Genomic DNA, 17,497 nt, shown 5'->3' on the forward strand with positions numbered 1-17,497 from the left:
CAGAATCCGGGGATTGTATCATTGGTCATGACAGTTCCTTTGTAAAGGCAGACGCAAAGTCCTGTGGAACAGGTGCAGTAAATAAAAGGGGACTACCGGTCACAGGATGGGTGAATTCCAGCTGATAGGAGTGGAGCGGCTGTCTGTGGATGATCCGGTAGTCCGGATTGTATAAGTAATCTCCTGGCAGAGGGAAGCCCAGATATTTCATGTGGACCCGGATCTGATGTGTCCGGCCTGTGTCCAGTCGGAGAGCAAGAAGTGAGCGCTTTGCATGGACAGCGAGGCGCTCATAGTGCGTTACCGCCTTTTCTCCATTTTGGAAGTCCACAATTCTGGTAATGGCAGATCCGTTTTCGCGGGCAATGGGAGCATCTATGGTGCCATGTTCGGGTGTGATCCCTGTGACAATGGCAAGATAAGTTCTTTTGATCTGCCGGGCTTTCATCTGCTGGGACAGTACAGCTGCACTGAGAGCATTTTTGGCAAGCACAAGGACTCCGGAAGTGTCACGATCCAGACGGTTGATACAACGATATACAAAGGGCTGCTCTTTGGAAGCAAAATAATAAGAAACTCCGTTAGCCAGGGTATTTTCATAATTGCCTGCAGATGGATGAACCGGCATATCTGCAGGTTTATTTAAAACAAGCAGGTCTTGATCCTCGAACAGGATCTGCAGATCCATTTTTACAGGAGAGATCAGAGATGGAGGATCCATTTCCCGAAGGAGGATGGTAAGTATATCCCCTTCTTTTAATAGGGTATGACCAAAGCCACGGTCTTCATTCAGACGGATGCAGCCTGGGTCATTTTTCATCGAGGACAGAAGATGGCGAGAAAAGCCATGGCTTCGCAGGAAATCAAGGATCTCTACGCCTGCATCTTTGTCTGTAACAGAATATGTAAGGGTACGACACATAAGGTTACCTTTCTAAATGATTTTTTAATTACAGAATCATAGCATTTTCAGAAAGAAATAACAAGACTTCAGGATAAAAGACAGTCAATACAAAGCTTCATTAGAGGGAAAGGGAGTATATATGGAGCAGAAACATCTTTTTTCAAATAAAATGTTAAAAAGCATTCTGGTACCGGTCATTCTGGAACAGCTGTTGAATTCCTTTATGGGTACGGCTGATACCATGATGGTGAGTAATGTAGGATCTGCAGCTATTTCTGCAGTTTCTCTTGTGGATTCCATTAATGTGTTGTTGATCCAGGCATTCTCTGCGCTTGCAGCAGGAGGAACCATTATCTGTGCTCAGTATATGGGACAGCGTAATTATGAAAGGGCAAATAAATCAGCCAGACAGGTATTATTCATCATACTGTCCATTTCGGCTGCTGTTACTATTTTGTGCCTTCTTTTTAAAGATCCTCTGCTTCATTTTATCTTTGGAAAAGTAGATGCAGATGTTATGGAAGCATCTTCTGTTTACTTTCTGTTTTCAGCAGCTTCCTATCCTTTTATTGCACTGTATGACTCTGGTGCATCTATTTTCAGAGCACAGGAAAATACAAAAGGGCCACTGATCATTTCAGTAATCTCCAATGTGATGAATATTGTTGGCAATGCGATACTGATCTGGGGATTTAATATGGGGGTGGCAGGAGCTGCCATTGCAACTCTGGTTTCAAGGATCTTCTGTGCAGTTGTTGTACTTTGGCAGTTAAGGAAGGACAGACAGCCTATTGTAGTCAGGGATTATCTGAAGATACGTCCGGATCGTAAATTGATCGGCAGGATCCTGGGACTTGGGATTCCTTCCGGGATTGAGAACAGTATGTTTCAGCTTGGAAAGCTTGCTATACAGTCTACGGTTTCCACGCTTGGTACAACAGCTATCGCAGCCCAGGCAATGACTAACAATCTGGAGATGTTAAATGGTACGGCAGCTATGGGAGTTGGGATCGGGCTGATGACCATTGTAGGAGAATGTATCGGAGCAGGCAGGGAAGATGAGGCTGTTTATTATGTGAAGAAACTGAGCTGTGTGGCTGAGATGATCATCATTGGATGCTGCCTTCTGGTATTTGCCCTTACAAAGCCTATCACCATTCTTGGCGGTATGGAGCCGGAAAGTGCAAGGATGTGCTTTCAGATGATGGCCTGGATCACAGTGGTCAAGCCGCTTGTATGGGTGGTATCCTTTATCCCGGCATATGGAATGCGTGCTGCCGGTGATGTGCGTTTTTCTATGATCACCTCTTGTGTAAGCATGTGGGTGTTTCGGTTCTGTTTATGCGTATTTCTGATCCGTGTTATAGGCATGGGACCACTGGCTGTATGGTTTGGAATGTTTACAGATTGGACCATCCGCGGCATCGTCTTTCTTTGGCGTTTCCACAGCCGTAAATGGCTGAAACATAAGGTTGTATAGGGTGTGTAAAAGTTATCAGATAAGAGCGTACAGGCTGAATATAGCTTCAAAGAAGGAATCATATCACAGGAAAGGAAAAGGCATGCATAAAACAGGTCTGGAAGATTATTACGTCATTAAGGGACAAAAGAAAATGCGTTTTGGATATACCACAGGTTCCTGTGCAGCTGCGGCTTCAAAGGCTGCAGTAAAGATGCTTCTGTCCGGGAAGAAGGTGGAAGAGATATCGATTATGACGCCAAAAGGGATCCGGCTTTCTCTGATACCTGAGGATATTTGTATTGACAAAGACAAGGCATCCTGTGCGATCCGAAAGGATGGGGGAGATGATCCGGATACCACCAGCGGGCTCCTTGTGTATGCCTCGGCAGAAAAAATTAGTACTCCGGGAATCCTTATCGATGGGGGGATCGGTGTAGGACGGGTGACAAAGCCAGGATTATCCCAGCAAATAGGAGAGGCTGCCATTAATCCTGTTCCGCGGGCGATGATCAAAAAAGAAGCAGAAGAGGCTGCCCAGGAATGGGATTATGAAGGTGGCCTTAAGATCATTATTTCTGTACCTGAGGGAGAAAAGACAGCCCAGAAAACCTTTAATCCAAGGCTTGGCATAGAAGGCGGGATTTCCATTTTAGGTACCAGTGGGATCGTGGAGCCTATGAGCGAGAAAGCACTTATCGAAAGCATTCGTGTGGAGATGAGACAGCATTTTACCCAGGGAGAGGAATATCTTCTTGTAACCCCTGGAAATTATGGGGCAGAATATTTGAAAAATCATATGGATCTGCCATTTGAAAAAAATATAAAATGCAGCAATTATGTAGGGGAAACTATTGATATGGCCATTGATATGGGAGTAAAAGGCATTCTTTTTGTGGCACATATTGGGAAGTTTGTAAAGGTGGCAGCAGGGATCATGAATACCCATTCTCATAATGCAGACGGAAGGATGGAGGTACTGGCAGCTAATGGGATCCGTGCAGGGTCTGATCTGGAGTGTGCCCGTAAGATCCTGGAATGCAATACTACAGATGAGGCATTACAGATCCTGGAACAGAACGGAATCTTAAAGCCTGCAATGGAGCAGGTGATGAAACGGATCCAGTTTTATCTGAATCACCGCTCTTATGATCAGATCCTTCTGGGAGCAGTGGTATTTTCTAATGTTTATGGCTATCTGGGAATGACAGAGGATGCTCCCTGTCTGATCCAGAAGATTCAAAAGGAGTATAAAGGAGAATTATGACCGGAAAATTATACGGGGTAGGAGTAGGACCGGGAGACCCGGAACTGCTTACGTTAAAAGCCCTAAGAATTATAAAAGAGGCAGATGTGGTGGCAGTGCCTGGAGAAATCCCAGAGCAAAGCATTGCCTACCGGATCGTTTACGGTGCATGGGAAGGAATCAGGGAAAAAGAACTGCTTGCTGTGCCTATGCCAATGACAAAGGACAAAAAGCAGCTGAAGGAAAATCATGAAAAAGGGGCACAGCTTCTTGGAAGACTTCTTGAGCAAGGGAAAAAGGTGGCTTTTCTGACTTTGGGAGATCCTACTGTTTATTCCACATATCTTTATGTACATAGGATCCTAACGGATCAGGGATATGACACACAGATCATAAGTGGTATCCCTTCGTTCTGTGCAGTCAGCGCAAGGCTGAATACAGGTCTGGTAGAAACAAGCCAGCAGCTTCATGTGCTTCCGGCCTCCTATCAGATCCGGGAAGGGCTGAAACTTCCGGGAACAAAGGTGCTGATGAAGGCAGGACATAAGATGAAAGAAGTCAGGCAGCAGATCCAAAAGCTGGGGGAAGAAGCGGTGATGATCCGTAACTGTGGCATGGAAGACGAGCAGATCTTTGACAGTGTGGAAAAGATCCCGGATGATCCTGGCTATTATTCGCTGATCATTGTAAAAGATAAAGCAAACATATAAAGCAAACACATAAAAGGAGGACTGATCTATGGTACATTTTGTTGGAGCAGGTTCAGGAGCAGCGGATCTGATCACAGTAAGAGGAAAACAGTATCTAGAAGAGGCAGATGTGGTGATCTATGCAGGATCACTTGTAAATCCGCAGATTCTGGATTATACAAAGGATGTGTGCACCATTTATAACAGTGCCAAAATGACACTGGAGGATGTGATCTCTGTGATAGAAAAGGCAGAAGCAGCAGGGAAAACAACGGTTCGACTGCATACTGGAGATCCCTGCATTTATGGAGCTATCCGTGAACAGATGGATATTTTGGATGAAAAGAAGATCGCTTATGACTATTGTCCCGGAGTCAGTGCATTTTGTGGAGCTGCCAGTGCCCTGAACCTGGAATATACACTTCCGGAGATATCACAAAGTGTGATCATTACCAGAATGGAGGGAAGGACACCGGTTCCGGAAAGAGAAAGCATTCAGTCTTTTGCTGCTCATCATGCAACTATGGTTATCTTTTTAAGTACAGGAATGCTGGAAGAATTAAGCCGCCGTCTGATCGAGGGAGGATATGAAGCCGAAACTCCTGCAGCTATTGTATACAAGGCAACCTGGCCGGATGAGAAAAAATTCATTTGTACGGTTGGAACTTTGGCACAAACTGCAAAAGAAAATAATATTACAAAGACAGCTTTGATGATCATCGGAGATGCAGTGAAGGGTGCAAAGTATGACCGTTCCAAGCTGTATGACCCGGGATTTACAACAGAATTCAGAGAAGCAACTAGTACATCGAAAACCATGTAATAGATAATCAACGAAAAGAGAGATGTCCAGGTGATAAGAAATGAAAATAGCCATGATATGCTACAGCCTGACAGGAGAAAGTACAGGGCTTCGCCTAAAAGAAGGCCTGGAAAAGCTGGGACACAGTGTACAGCTGTGGGAGAAAAGCAAATATCTGCCGGATTCAATAAAGGAGTCTTGTAGTCAGTGGACCGGCGACAGGTTTGGGGATTCTCAGGCAGTGATATTTATTGGAGCTTGTGGGATTGCAGTACGCAGTATTGCGCCTTTTGTAGCATCCAAAAAAACAGATCCTGCAGTTCTGGTAGTGGATGAATGCAGCAGATTTGTGATTTCACTGCTTTCCGGTCATCTGGGAGGGGCCAATGAACTGGCTGGGACAGCAGCCAAAATACTGGATGCCATGCCGGTAGTAACAACTGCCACAGACCTTCATCAGTGCTTTGCAGTGGATGTTTTTGCAAAGAAAAATGATTGTGGGATTCTCAATATGAAGGGTGCAAAAGAAGTGTCAGCAGCCCTTCTTGCTGGGGAAAAAACAGGATTTTTCAGCGATTTCCCATGGGAAGGAAGTCTTCCGCCCGGACTGGTCTATTGTAAAGACAGGCAGGAAGCAAAGAAAAAAGGACTGCTTTTGGGAATCAGTGTAACGGTTTATAAGGAGCATACTCCTTTTGAGGAAACCGTTTATGTAGTACCAAAAACAGTAGCTTTAGGCATGGGCTGCAGAAAGGGAAAAGAGTCTGAAGCTGTGCTTCAGGCAGCAAATGAGATCCTAAAAAAGGCCGGGATTTTCAAAGAAGGGGTAAAGACCCTGACCAGCATTGATATCAAAAAAGAAGAGCCAGGCCTTGTGGCATTAGCAGAGCAGTGGAAGATTCCTTTCCAGGTATATACAAGTGAGGAACTGCAGGCTGTGCAGGGGGATTTTACACCCTCATCCTTTGTAAAAGCCCAGGTAGGGGTAGATAATGTATGTGAAAGAAGCGCCCTTCTTGCAAGTGGGGAAGAAGGGGTACTGATAGAAAAAAAGCAGGCTGCAGGTGGCGTGACAGCAGCTTTGGCAGCCGGAAACCGGAGGATTCATTTTGAGTAAACAGAAAATCTATGTGGTAGGCATCGGACCTGGCGCATACCAGGAAATGACCGGGGCAGCAGTGGCAGCCCTTGAACAAAGTGATGTGATCGTTGGATATACAGTATATATCGATCTTGTAAAAGAGCATTTTAGTGATAAAGCCTTTCTGACAACACCGATGAGAAAAGAAGTGGACCGGTGTGTGATGGCTTTTGAGGAAGCAAAAAAAGGACAGACTGTGTCTATGATCTGCAGTGGAGATGCAGGAGTATATGGTATGGCAGGACTGATCTATGAGATCAGCGAAAGATATCCGGATGTGGAGATAGAGATCATTCCCGGGGTCACTGCTGCCATTGGAGGAGCTTCTGTGCTTGGAGCACCTTTGATCCATGATTTCTGCCTGATCAGCTTAAGTGACCTTCTTACCCCCTGGGAAAAGATCCAGGCAAGGCTTCTTGGCGCATCCCAGGCAGACTTTGTGATCTGTCTTTATAATCCATCCAGCCATAAGCGCCATGATTATCTTCAGAAGGCATGTGATTTGATGATGACATACAAATCCCCGGATACAGTGTGTGGGATCGTGTCAAATATTGCAAGAGAAGGGGAAAACTCCAGGATCATGACATTAAAAGAACTGCGTGATACAAAGGTGGACATGTTTACCACTGTATTTATCGGCAATTCTCAGACAAAGGTGATAAACGGCAAAATGGTAACTCCAAGAGGATATAAAGATGTATAAGGTTCTTGTGTTTGCAGGTACAACAGAAGGATATGAGCTTTGCAGGTTCCTTGGAAAACAGAAGATTTCTGTATGCGCCCTTGTAGCAACCGAATATGGCACCCGCTCCCCGGGGGAATTGCCAGGGGTGGCGCTTCATGCCGGGCGTATGGATGAAAGTCAGATGGAGGCCTTTATCCAGGAAACGTCTCCGGAACTGGTGCTGGACGCCACTCATCCTTATGCAGCAGAAGTGACGAAAAATATCCGGGAAGCCTGTGACAATAAAAATACGGAGTATGTACGGATCCTGCGGGCACAGGGAAAACATGAGGATCAGGCAGTTTATACAGAAAGCATTCAGGATGCTGTGGAATATTTAAAAGGCACCAGGGGAAATATTCTGCTTACTACAGGAAGCAAGGAGCTTTTAGCATTTACCGGACTTCCAGATTATAGGGAGCGGGTGTACGCACGTGTACTTTCCCTTCCTTCCGTGATCAGTGCATGCAAGGAAATGGGATTTGAAGGAAAGCATCTGATCGGTATGCAGGGGCCTTTTTCCAGAGAATTAAATGAAGCTATGCTCAGGCAGTTTCAGTGTGATTTTCTTGTCACAAAGGATACCGGGATGGCAGGAGGCTTTCAGGAAAAGATCGATGCGGCTTTAAACTGCCATGCAGTTCCGGTGATCATTGGGCGTCCCATAAAGGAGCAGGGGCTGACTGTTCTGGAATGTAAACGTTTTTTGCAGAAGCGTTTCCAGATTGTGGCAAAGCCAAAGGTTACTGTGCTTGGGATTGGGATGGGTTCTGAAGAAACACTTACTATCCAGGGAAAAAGGGCAGTTCAGGAAGCAGATCTTGTGATCGGAGCCAGAAGGATGGCAGACAGCGTAGGGATGCCAGGTCAGAAAGTGGTATATGAGTACCGCAGCGAAGCGATTCTGAAGTACATTGAAGAGCATCCGGAATTTGAAAATATTCTGATCGTATTATCCGGAGATGTGGGATTTTACAGTGGAGCCAAAAAGCTTCTGGAAGGTCTTGGCAGTGACACACAGGTGATCTGCGGGATTTCTTCAGTTGTTTATTTTATGTCCAGGATCCACATGTCCTGGGAGGATGCAAAGCTTTTAAGCGCACATGGAAAGAATTGTAATCTGATCCACTATATTTGCCATTACCGAAAGGTTTTTGCTATTCTTGGCAGTGGCCGGGAAATCGGAAATCTGGCTGCAAAGCTGGTTTCTTATGGCATGTCAGATGTGATGCTGTATGTAGGAGAGAAGCTTTCTTATCCTGAGGAAAAAATATTTGCAAAAACAGCAGGAGAGCTGATCGGATATGAAGGGGATGCTTTATGTGTAGTTTGCGCCTGCAATCCGAAGGCAAAGCCTATGCTTTTGGTGCATGGTATCCGGGATGAGGAATTTATCCGTGGCAAGGCACCAATGACAAAAGAAGAGATCCGTACAGTTTCCCTTTCCAAGCTTCAGCTGCCAAAGGATGCCATATGCTATGATGTGGGGGCAGGTACAGGCTCCCTGTCTGTGGAAATGGCTTTAAGGGCCTTTGATGGAGAAGTATATGCAATCGAAAAAAAGGATGAGGCAGCAGATCTGATTCTTGAAAATAAAATGAAATTTGCAGCAGACAACTTGGAAGTGATCAAGGGAGAAGCACCGGAGGCTCTGAAAAGTCTGCCTGCACCTACCCATGTATTTATCGGAGGTTCTTCAGGAAATCTTTCCCAGATCGTAGATCTGCTTATGGAAAAGAATCCGGAAGTACGGATCGTGATCAACTGTATTACTTTGGAAACCGTAGGGGAGGCTTTGCAGGTGATAAAGAACCAGCAGTTTACAGAAACAGACATTGTGCAGATAAGCGCTGCAAGATCCAAAGAAATCGGACGTTACCATATGATGATGGGAGAAAATCCTATTTATATCATCACCTGTCAGAAGAGGGAGGAAAAGAAATGAAGATCCCCAGGATCCTTTTTGCAGCAGGGGCTAGCGGAAGCGGAAAAACCCTGATCACCTGCGGATTTTTACAGGTGCTTGTAAACAGGGGAATCAGAGCAGCTTCCTTTAAATGCGGGCCTGATTATATTGATCCCATGTTCCACAGCAGGGTGATCGGTACCAAATCCAGAAATCTTGACACCTTTTTTACATCTCCATATGTTACCAGATATCTGCTTCAGGAAAATGCAAAGGACTGTGATCTGGCTGTTATGGAAGGCGTTATGGGATATTATGACGGAGTTGCAGGCACGACCACAAAAGCCAGTGCTTATGATCTGGCAGATATTACGGATACTCCGGTGATCCTGATCGTAAACAGCAAAGGAATGAGTGTTTCTCTGGTTGCCTATATCAAAGGGTTTCTGGAATATAAAAAGAACAGCCACATTAAAGGCGTGATCTTTAACCAGATGTCGGCCATGCTGTATCCAAGGATGAAAAAACTGGTTCAGGAACAGCTGGGAATCCAGGTTCTTGGCTATGTGCCAAGGGTGGAGGACTGCCTGATTGAAAGCCGTCATCTTGGTTTGATCCTTCCAGAGGAGATCCCAGGACTGAAACAACGGCTTTACAAGCTTTCCCAGATCCTGAATGATACCCTGGAGATTGATGAGATCCTGAAGCTTGCCGTGGAAGCATCAAAGATTGATGTACCAGATAAACTGGAAAAAGTGGATCCTTCTTTTGGATGGAGTTTACCAAAGAAAGAAAAGAAGCTTCGGATCGGACTGGCAAAGGATGAAGCTTTCTGTTTCTTTTATGAGGATAATTTCAGACTTCTTCAGCAAATGGGAGCAGAACTGGTGCCATTTTCACCAATTCATGACAAGAAGCTTCCGAAGGATATACAGGGACTTTTGTTGTACGGCGGTTATCCGGAACTGTATGGTAAGCAGCTGGAGGAAAACCAGGAAATGCGTCAGCAGATCCGGGAAGCCATTTATGATCAAATGCCGGTTCTTGCAGAATGTGGAGGCTTTATGTACCTGCATCAGCAGATGGAAGGTATGGATGGGAAGCTTTATCAGATGGCAGATGTGATAAAAGGAAAGGCATACAGAACACCAAGGCTTACCAGGTTTGGCTATATTACTCTGGAACAGAAGCTTTCTGTGCTTGGACATACGGATCTGGGAAGCATACCTGCCCATGAATTTCATTATTTTGATTCCAACAGCTGTGGAGAATCCTTTCATGCATCAAAACCGGAAAGCTTAAGAGGCTGGGAATGTATTTGGGGCAGTGACCGAATACTTGCAGGATTTCCTCATTTGTATTATTATGGAAATCCACGGATACCACAGGCCTTTCTTGAAAGGTGCCTTGCCTTCCGCCAGGAAAAATCCCTGAAAAATAAAGGAGATCAATGAAAATGCTGAGAATACTTGCACTTCCCCTTGGATTCGTTCTGGATCTGATACTTGGAGATCCATCCTGGATCAGACATCCGGTATGCTGGATCGGTGATTTGATCAGTGCATTGGAAAAAAGACTTCGGAAGATTTTTCCGGATACTCCAGGCGGACTTCTGACTGCAGGGATCGTGATGGTTTTTATGGTATGTGCAGTCTGTTATTTTCTGCCCTTTGCCATTCTTTATATATTATATAAGTTTGTACCTGTGGCGGCCTTCCTTCTTGAAACTTTCTGGTGCTATCAGCTTCTTGCAGCCAGATCACTGAAGCAGGAAAGCATGAAGGTGTATGACAGACTGGTAAACGGCACCCTGGATGAAGCCAGATATGCGGTTTCCATGATCGTTGGACGGGATACGGAAAGCTTAAGTGATACAGGAGTTACAAAGGCGGCTGTGGAAACAGTGGCTGAAAACGCTTCTGACGGAGTGATCGCACCTATGCTTTTTATGGCTATTGGCGGTGCACCGCTTATGTTTTTGTACAAAGGCATCAATACTATGGATTCTATGGTTGGTTATAAAAATGACAAGTATCTGTATTTTGGCAGATGTGCTGCAAAGCTGGATGATGTGGCTAATTTTATCCCGGCCAGGCTTTCCGGATGGCTGATGGTAGCAGCAAGTGGACTGACCGGCTTTAACTGGAAGAATGCAGCAAGGATCTACCGAAGGGACAGACGCAATCATGCAAGTCCCAATTCAGCCCAGACCGAAGCGGCTATGGCAGGAGCCCTGGGTGTACAGCTGGCAGGCAATGCGTTTTATTTTGGAAAGCTGTATGAAAAGCCCACTATAGGTGATCCGGACAGGACTGTAGAATATGAAGATATTCCAAGGGCAAACCGGATCCTGTATGGGACAGCTGTTCTTGGAATGGCAGTTTTTACAGTGCTTGGATTCCTGATTAGATTAGCCTGAAGATTTGGAGGAACGGATGAATAATCATGTGCATGGCGGAGATGTTTATCATTACAGGGATTGCCTGGATTTCTCAGCAAACTGTAATCCGCTGGGAACACCAGAAAGTGTAAAGGCTGCGGCAAGGGATAGTTTGGAGCGAATCTATGAGTATCCACAGGTAGGCTATCAGCCTTTGAAAGAGGCAATCGGAAAATATGAGCAGGTAGATTCTGACTGGATCATCTGCGGCAATGGGGCAGCTGAAGTGATCTTTTCTGTGTGCAGGGCAGGAAAGCCAAAGAAGGCGCTGGTCACAGGTCCTTCCTTTGCAGAATATGAACAAGCTTTGCAAGGTGTGGGATGTGAGGTGGATCATTTTTGGCTGGAAGAGGAAGAAGATTTTCGAGTTAAAAGGGATTTTTTGAAAGCTCTCCGGCCGGAGCTGGATATTGTTTTTCTGTGTAATCCTAATAATCCTACAGGTGTTCTGATGGATCAGTGCCTTCTTATGGAGATACTGAAAAGGTGCAGGGAACTGGATATTTTTCTTGTAGTGGATGAATGCTTCCTTGATTTTGTGGAAGAACCGGCACTTTATACGCTGAAGAAAGTACTGGGAGACTACAGAAATCTTTTTATTATAAAGGCATTTACCAAAAGGTATGCGATGCCAGGCTTAAGACTTGGGTATGGGCTTTGTGCAAATACAAGGCTGCTGGAAAAAATGACAGAAGAAAATCAGCCATGGAATATTTCCACACCAGCCCAGGCAGCAGGGATGGCAGCTCTTTTGGAAAATTCATATGTGGAGGCCGGAAGACAGCTGGTTTTTAAGGAAAAAGCATATTTAAGGGAGAGACTTACCAGGCTGGGACTTAAGGTATATCCATCGATGGCCAATTATCTGTTTTTTAAGGGTCCGGAGGACCTTTTTTTGGCCTGCCTGCAAAAAAAAGTGCTGATCCGGGATTGCAGCAATTATCCCGGTCTTTCTAAGGGATATTACCGGATTGCCGTGAAAAAGCATGTACAGAATGAAATATTGGTAAAAGCATTGGAGGAAATATGGCAAAAGCGATTATGATACAGGGAACCATGTCAAATGCAGGAAAAAGCCTTCTTGCAGCTGGACTTTGCCGGATCTTTCGGCAGGACGGATATTCGGTGGCCCCCTTTAAATCACAGAATATGGCATTGAATTCCTTTATCACTGAGGAAGGTCTGGAGATGGGCAGAGCCCAGGTGATGCAGGCAGAGGCAGCAGGGATCCGTCCTTCAGTAAAGATGAATCCCATCCTTTTAAAGCCTACCAATGATGTGGGCTCCCAGGTGATCGTAAACGGAGAAGTGCTGGGGACTATGAGCGCCAGGGATTATTTTAAATACAAAAAGAAACTGGTGCCGGACATTATGAAGGCTTATCAGGAATTGTCTGATGAATACGATATTATTGTGATCGAAGGCGCAGGCAGTCCGGCAGAGATCAATCTGAAAAATGATGATATTGTTAATATGGGAATGGCTAAAATGGCAAAAGCACCAGTGCTTCTTGTAGGAGATATCGACCGGGGCGGTGTGTTTGCCCAGCTGATCGGTACTGTAGACCTTCTGGAGCCTTCTGAGCGTGATATGGTAAAGGGGCTGATCATTAACAAATTCCGGGGAGACAAGACCATTCTGGATCCTGGCGTGAAGATGCTGGAGGAGCGAAGCCACATCCCGGTGGTAGGAGTTGCCCCGTACATGAATATCCAGGTGGAGGATGAAGACAGTTTGACGGAACGGTTTGACAGGAAGCAGCCGGCAGGTCTGATCGATATTGCAGTGATCCGTGTGCCCAGGATTTCCAATTTTACGGATTTTAATCCTTTTGAAAGTGTAGAAGGGGTATCCCTGCGTTATGTACAGCATGTGTCTGAACTGAAGAATCCGGATATGATCATTCTCCCGGGAACGAAAAATACAATGGAGGATTTGCTGTGGATGAGGGAGAACGGTCTGGAAGCAGCTGTTCTGAAGGCTGCAGCTGCAGGCTGTATCGTATTTGGGATCTGCGGAGGATACCAGATGCTGGGAGATACATTAAGTGACCCTTATCATGTGGAGGCTGGCGGAAAGATCCGGGGTATGGGTCTTTTGCCTATGGATACAGTATTTGCCAGCAAAAAAACAAGAACCCGTGTTACAGGGCAGTTTCTTCCAATGCCAGGTACCTTTGCTGCACTGTCAGGAGTAAGCCTGGAAGGTTATGAGATCCATATGGGAGAATCAGTAAGAAAAGAGGGAATATTGCCTGCAACAAAGCTGATGGTGGCCGGAAATCAGCCGGAAGAAACAAAGACAGAAGGTGCTTTTCATGAAAATGTATGTGGAACCTATGTACATGGGGTGTTTGATAAAGAGGAAGTTGTGGAGACTTTGATCCGGATCCTTGGAGAAAGAAAAGGGATAGATGTATCTTCTATGACAGGCATTGATTTTGCTGCCTTTAAGGAAACACAGTATAACATCCTGGCTGCGGAGCTTAGAAAGCATCTGGACATGAAGAAAATATACAGCATATTGGAAGAAGGGGTGTAACTTATGATAAAGGTGGAACTGGAAAATGTTAAGCCTATGGATATCGAAAAAAGGAGCTTTGAGATCATAACCTCAGAGCTTGGGGATGTGCAGCTGGTTCCTGGAACAGAGCTGATCGTTAAACGGTGTATCCATACAAGTGCGGATTTTGATTATGCTCAGAATCTGAAATTTTCAGAAGGGGCAGTACAGCATGCCCTGGATGCAATCAAAAACGGAGCCTGTATTGTAACAGATACCCAGATGGCAAAAGCCGGGATCAATAAAAAGGCATTGGCACGGTATGGCGGAGAAGTGTACTGCTTTATGTCAGATGAGGATGTGGCACAGAATGCCAAAAAAAACGGCACCACCCGTGCCACTGCAAGTATGGACAAGGCAGCAGGCCTTTCAAAGCCGCTGATCTTTGCTGTTGGGAATGCACCTACAGCTCTTGTAAGGCTGTATGAACTGATCGAAGATGGCTTCTTGAAACCTGAGCTGATCATTGGTGTTCCGGTAGGATTCGTAAATGTGGTCCAGTCAAAGGAGCTGATCATGAAAGCTCCGGTTCCCTATATCGTTGCCCAGGGAAGAAAGGGTGGCTCAAATATTGCAGCCTGTATTGTGAACGCTCTTTTATATATGATCAATAATTCAAGAGACTGAAAGACTTTGCAGGGTTTCTTTCAGTATATGACAAGCCGGGAGAAAATCCTGGACTTCCATAGCTGAATAGGACAACAGGAAGGTTTTTGTATCTGCCGTTTCAGACAGCACAGGGATACGAAGACCTTTTTTTTCTGTTTCTTTGTGAACAACATCGGTACTTACCACACAGGGTAGGGTCAGGGCAAGGCTTGTGCCTGCAGGCCCCATTTTTATGCTGTATTCTTTGCCGAAAACTGTGGAAAGTATCTGGCACAGCTGCTTTCCTTTTTGGGCATATAATCGTTTCAGCTTTCTGGTCTGGGAAGCAAGATGTCCGTCTCTGATAAATTGGCACAAAGCGATCTGCTCTGCTTTAGAGGCTGTCTGATTGTAAAAATCAGCCTTTTTTCGGTAAGCATCCAACAAAGATGGGGGAAGGACCATAAAGCTGATCCGGATGGAAGGAAGGAGAAGTCTGGAAAAAGAGCCAATATATACTACATTCTGTCCGCCGGAAAGACCAAACAGGGAGGGCGTTGGCTTTTGCAGATATACAAACTCATTTTCATAATCATCCTCTATAATCAGGCTTTCTCGCTGGCTTGCATACTCAAGCAGCTCCAGGCGTCTGGAAACGGGCATGATCTCTCCCCATTTGGTCATATGAGCCGGGGATACGTAGATGACCTGGCTGTTCTTATCCCTGTAATGGAGCTGAAATCCAAAATCCTGAAATATGGTAGATCCTTGTACAAAGGAGGGATTAGGAAAAGAAACAGAGTGGTACCTGCTTTTCAGAAGCGGGCACAGTACCTGAAGAAGACACTGCACACTGGCACCTACCACAATATCATCGGGGGAGCATTGAATATTCCGGCGATGTCTTATGTAGTCAGCCAGCACCTGTCTGAGATCCTGCTCCCCTTGTACTTCGCCGTAGGTCAGCATTCGCTGATCCTGCCGCAGGGCACTTTTGATATACCTGCTCCAAAGGTCGAAACGGAAGCTTTCTCTGTCTACGCCTGCAGAGGAGAAGTCAAACCGGACATTTACGCTCTGGCTGTACCTGGAACTGGCCTTTTGGCGTTGATGAACAGAGATTTCAGTTACATAGTATCCACTTTGGGCTTTGGCAAGGATGTATCCGTCTGCAGCCAGCTGAAGATAAGCATTTTCTATGGTAGTTCTGCTTAATTTCAATTCCTGGGCACATTTTCGCAGGGAAGGCATTTTGCTGCCTGGCAGCATTTTACCGTTTTGAATCAGGTCACGGTAATATCGGTACACTTCCAGATATAAATGATCAGTTGTTTCTTTTTTATCTAATTGAATCATAGCTGTCCTCTTAAAAATAATTAAATTTGGATATTTATTAAGATACACTTAGATGTTATTCTATAACACAATAAATAAAAATACAAGGAGAGATCAAGCTTTGAAGAAAATAGCTATATTAAACGATCTATCCGGACTTGGAAAATGTTCTCTGACAGCAGCCATTCCGGTGATCTCTGCCATGGGTGTGCAGGCCTGTCCTCTGCCTACAGCAATTCTTAGCAATCAAACCGGATATGCCTCATATTATTGTGACGATTATACACAGCATATGGATGGGATTATGGATGAGTGGGAGAAACGAGGGTTTCGTCCAGATGGAATCTATACAGGATTTCTGGCAGGAGAGAAACAGGCAGACAAGATCCTTGAGTTTATTCATCGATTTGCTTCATCAGACACAAGGATCCTGGTAGACCCGGTGATGGGAGACCAGGGAAGGGCATATGATATTTATTCCTCGCAGCTTTGTGAGAAAATGAGAGCCCTGATATCCCAAGCCCAGGTGATCACTCCTAATCTGACAGAGGCATTGCTTTTACTATACGGGAAAGAGGAAATGGAAAAGAAATGGGCGTCCCTTTTGCTGCTTTCAGGTAAAGAATACCTAAAAGAGATAGAATCACTGGGAAGCAGGCTTCATGAACAGTACCAGGTGCCTGGGATTGTGATCACAGGAGTGGACGATCAGGATGGAGAAATAAAACAGATTGGCAATCTGATTTGGGAAAATAACGAAGAAACATGGGTTTTTTCTGAGAAAACAGGAGGCAGCTATTCTGGCACAGGCGATCTTTTTGCATCTGTTTTATGTGGTGGGATGGTGCAGGAAATCTGCTTAAAAGCACTTGTTCATAAAGCAGTCCGTTTTCTTGAAAAGGCGATCCGGGATGCAGTAAAGGAAGGTACGGATCGAAACGACGGAGTTTGCTTTGAAAAATATCTTTATACATTATGGGAGGATTAGGACTATGACAGATATTGTATATCATTATAATCATCAGGTGTATTTTAATCTGACAAATAAATGTCCATGCAGATGTACCTTCTGTATCCGAAATAATGGAGACACAGTAGGGGAATCTGGGAATCTGTGGTTTTCCAAGGAACCTTCTCTTGAGGAGATCATCCCGGCGATAGACAGGTTTGATTTTACCGGATGCAGGGAAGCTGTATTTTGTGGGTATGGGGAGCCTACCATGGTACTTGACAAGCTGGTGGCAGTAAGTGAATACGTAAGGAAAAAATATGATTTCCGTCTGCGATTAAATACCAACGGATTAAGTGACCTGATCCACGGAAGATCTACGGCAGAAGAGATCTGTAAGGCTGTAGACTGTGTTTCCATCAGCCTGAACATGCCGGACGCAAAATCCTATAATGAAGTGGTACGTCCTGCTTATGGGGAGAAGTCCTTTGATGCTATGCTGAAATTTGCCTGCGACTGCAGAAAATATCTGGATGATGTAAGATTTACAGTTGTAGACTGTATCGGAGAAGAGAATATACGTAAAAGTCAGGAATTGGCAGATTCCCTTGGTATTCCGTTACGTGTCCGTATCTACTCCGCAGGCTGAATATAGTAAAATAATTATTGGCGCCCTATCCCTTCACCGCTGTATTGACATTCCATTCTTTCACGATTAAAATATTATCCATGAGCAGGAAACACAAAGG

General features: G+C 45.1%; 16 protein-coding genes. 14 read left to right on the top strand and 2 right to left on the bottom strand.

The features are described 5' to 3' along the window. Positions 1 to 25 precede the first annotated feature (25 nt). Positions 26 to 922 carry an RluA family pseudouridine synthase gene (locus G5B11_RS02170; protein ID WP_173726717.1) on the bottom strand — a complete coding sequence of 299 codons (897 nt, stop codon included), beginning with the start codon at positions 920 to 922 and terminating at the stop codon, positions 26 to 28. Between the two features lie 121 nt (positions 923 to 1,043). Here G5B11_RS02170 and G5B11_RS02175 point away from each other — a divergent pair, with 121 nt between their 5' ends. The 12 genes from G5B11_RS02175 (at position 1,044) to G5B11_RS02230 (ending at position 14,503) form a co-directional block, all read left to right on the top strand. Next, complete coding sequence (locus G5B11_RS02175) at positions 1,044 to 2,384, top strand: MATE family efflux transporter (protein WP_173726718.1); 1,341 nt, start codon at positions 1,044 to 1,046, stop codon at positions 2,382 to 2,384. Positions 2,385 to 2,466: 82 nt separating this feature from the next. Further along, positions 2,467 to 3,630 carry a cobalt-precorrin-5B (C(1))-methyltransferase CbiD gene (gene cbiD, locus G5B11_RS02180; RefSeq protein ID WP_173726719.1) on the top strand — a complete coding sequence of 388 codons (1,164 nt, stop codon included), beginning with the start codon at positions 2,467 to 2,469 and terminating at the stop codon, positions 3,628 to 3,630. Further along, positions 3,627 to 4,319: a precorrin-2 C(20)-methyltransferase gene (cobI, locus tag G5B11_RS02185; RefSeq protein WP_173726720.1), complete on the top strand. Its 693-nt coding sequence runs from the start codon at positions 3,627 to 3,629 to the stop codon at positions 4,317 to 4,319. Before cbiD ends, cobI begins: the two co-directional genes overlap by 4 nt. Positions 4,320 to 4,347: 28 nt before the next feature. Then, positions 4,348 to 5,121: a precorrin-4 C(11)-methyltransferase gene (gene cobM, locus G5B11_RS02190; protein ID WP_173726721.1), complete on the top strand. Its 774-nt coding sequence runs from the start codon at positions 4,348 to 4,350 to the stop codon at positions 5,119 to 5,121. Positions 5,122 to 5,161: 40 nt separating this feature from the next. Beyond that, on the top strand, positions 5,162 to 6,217 hold the full coding sequence (locus G5B11_RS02195; protein ID WP_173726722.1) for a cobalt-precorrin 5A hydrolase: 1,056 nt from the start codon (positions 5,162 to 5,164) through the stop codon (positions 6,215 to 6,217). Continuing rightward, positions 6,210 to 6,947: a precorrin-3B C(17)-methyltransferase gene (gene cobJ / locus G5B11_RS02200; RefSeq protein ID WP_191868051.1), complete on the top strand. Its 738-nt coding sequence runs from the start codon at positions 6,210 to 6,212 to the stop codon at positions 6,945 to 6,947. Before G5B11_RS02195 ends, cobJ begins: the two co-directional genes overlap by 8 nt. Next, positions 6,940 to 8,913 carry a precorrin-6A reductase gene (cobK, locus tag G5B11_RS02205; protein ID WP_173726723.1) on the top strand — a complete coding sequence of 658 codons (1,974 nt, stop codon included), beginning with the start codon at positions 6,940 to 6,942 and terminating at the stop codon, positions 8,911 to 8,913. The genes cobJ and cobK overlap by 8 nt, the downstream gene beginning before the upstream one ends. Further along, complete coding sequence (locus G5B11_RS02210; RefSeq protein WP_173726724.1) at positions 8,910 to 10,328, top strand: cobyrinate a,c-diamide synthase; 1,419 nt, start codon at positions 8,910 to 8,912, stop codon at positions 10,326 to 10,328. The genes cobK and G5B11_RS02210 overlap by 4 nt, the downstream gene beginning before the upstream one ends. A gap of 2 nt (positions 10,329 to 10,330) precedes the next feature. Then, positions 10,331 to 11,293 (top strand): adenosylcobinamide-phosphate synthase CbiB, encoded by a 963-nt coding sequence (cbiB, locus tag G5B11_RS02215; protein ID WP_158421606.1) that lies wholly within the window; start codon positions 10,331 to 10,333, stop codon positions 11,291 to 11,293. Between the two features lie 16 nt (positions 11,294 to 11,309). Beyond that, a complete protein-coding gene (locus tag G5B11_RS02220) occupies positions 11,310 to 12,359 on the top strand; it encodes a pyridoxal phosphate-dependent aminotransferase (protein WP_173726725.1) in 1,050 nt (349 codons plus the stop codon). Next, complete coding sequence (locus G5B11_RS02225) at positions 12,341 to 13,855, top strand: cobyric acid synthase (protein WP_173726726.1); 1,515 nt, start codon at positions 12,341 to 12,343, stop codon at positions 13,853 to 13,855. The genes G5B11_RS02220 and G5B11_RS02225 overlap by 19 nt, the downstream gene beginning before the upstream one ends. Before the next feature lie 6 nt (positions 13,856 to 13,861). After that, complete coding sequence (locus G5B11_RS02230) at positions 13,862 to 14,503, top strand: precorrin-8X methylmutase (RefSeq protein WP_158421627.1); 642 nt, start codon at positions 13,862 to 13,864, stop codon at positions 14,501 to 14,503. Here G5B11_RS02230 and pdxR read toward each other — a convergent pair. Further along, positions 14,492 to 15,820, bottom strand: coding sequence for a MocR-like pyridoxine biosynthesis transcription factor PdxR (gene pdxR / locus G5B11_RS02235; protein WP_173726727.1), 1,329 nt, complete (start codon positions 15,818 to 15,820; stop codon positions 14,492 to 14,494). The two genes, G5B11_RS02230 and pdxR, sit on opposite strands and share 12 nt — an antisense overlap. A gap of 100 nt (positions 15,821 to 15,920) precedes the next feature. Between pdxR and G5B11_RS02240 the strand changes: the two genes are divergently transcribed. Both G5B11_RS02240 and G5B11_RS02245 read left to right on the top strand, forming a co-directional pair. Beyond that, positions 15,921 to 16,787, top strand: a complete 867-nt coding sequence (locus tag G5B11_RS02240; protein WP_244092887.1) for a pyridoxamine kinase — start codon at positions 15,921 to 15,923, stop codon at positions 16,785 to 16,787. A 4-nt stretch (positions 16,788 to 16,791) separates the two neighbouring features. Then, positions 16,792 to 17,397 carry a TIGR04100 family radical SAM protein gene (locus G5B11_RS02245; protein ID WP_158421611.1) on the top strand — a complete coding sequence of 202 codons (606 nt, stop codon included), beginning with the start codon at positions 16,792 to 16,794 and terminating at the stop codon, positions 17,395 to 17,397. Positions 17,398 to 17,497 lie beyond the last annotated feature (100 nt).

This window comes from Blautia glucerasea (assembly GCF_013304385.1).
Classification (GTDB): domain Bacteria; phylum Bacillota; class Clostridia; order Lachnospirales; family Lachnospiraceae; genus Blautia_A; species Blautia_A ammoniilytica.

Bases quoted from the DNA above. Each gene is read 5' to 3' on its own strand.
- cbiB (WP_158421606.1), top strand. From the start codon at position 10,331: ATGCTGAGAATACTTGCACTTCCCCTTGGATTCGTTCTGGATCTGATA.
- G5B11_RS02220 (WP_173726725.1), top strand. From the start codon at position 11,310: ATGAATAATCATGTGCATGGCGGAGATGTTTATCATTACAGGGATTGC.
- G5B11_RS02175 (WP_173726718.1), top strand. From the start codon at position 1,044: ATGGAGCAGAAACATCTTTTTTCAAATAAAATGTTAAAAAGCATTCTG.
- cobK (WP_173726723.1), top strand. From the start codon at position 6,940: ATGTATAAGGTTCTTGTGTTTGCAGGTACAACAGAAGGATATGAGCTT.
- pdxR (WP_173726727.1), bottom strand. From the start codon at position 15,820: ATGATTCAATTAGATAAAAAAGAAACAACTGATCATTTATATCTGGAA.
- cbiD (WP_173726719.1), top strand. From the start codon at position 2,467: ATGCATAAAACAGGTCTGGAAGATTATTACGTCATTAAGGGACAAAAG.
- cobM (WP_173726721.1), top strand. From the start codon at position 4,348: ATGGTACATTTTGTTGGAGCAGGTTCAGGAGCAGCGGATCTGATCACA.
- G5B11_RS02195 (WP_173726722.1), top strand. From the start codon at position 5,162: ATGAAAATAGCCATGATATGCTACAGCCTGACAGGAGAAAGTACAGGG.
- G5B11_RS02245 (WP_158421611.1), top strand. From the start codon at position 16,792: ATGACAGATATTGTATATCATTATAATCATCAGGTGTATTTTAATCTG.
- G5B11_RS02170 (WP_173726717.1), bottom strand. From the start codon at position 922: ATGTGTCGTACCCTTACATATTCTGTTACAGACAAAGATGCAGGCGTA.
- cobI (WP_173726720.1), top strand. From the start codon at position 3,627: ATGACCGGAAAATTATACGGGGTAGGAGTAGGACCGGGAGACCCGGAA.
- G5B11_RS02210 (WP_173726724.1), top strand. From the start codon at position 8,910: ATGAAGATCCCCAGGATCCTTTTTGCAGCAGGGGCTAGCGGAAGCGGA.
- G5B11_RS02225 (WP_173726726.1), top strand. From the start codon at position 12,341: ATGGCAAAAGCGATTATGATACAGGGAACCATGTCAAATGCAGGAAAA.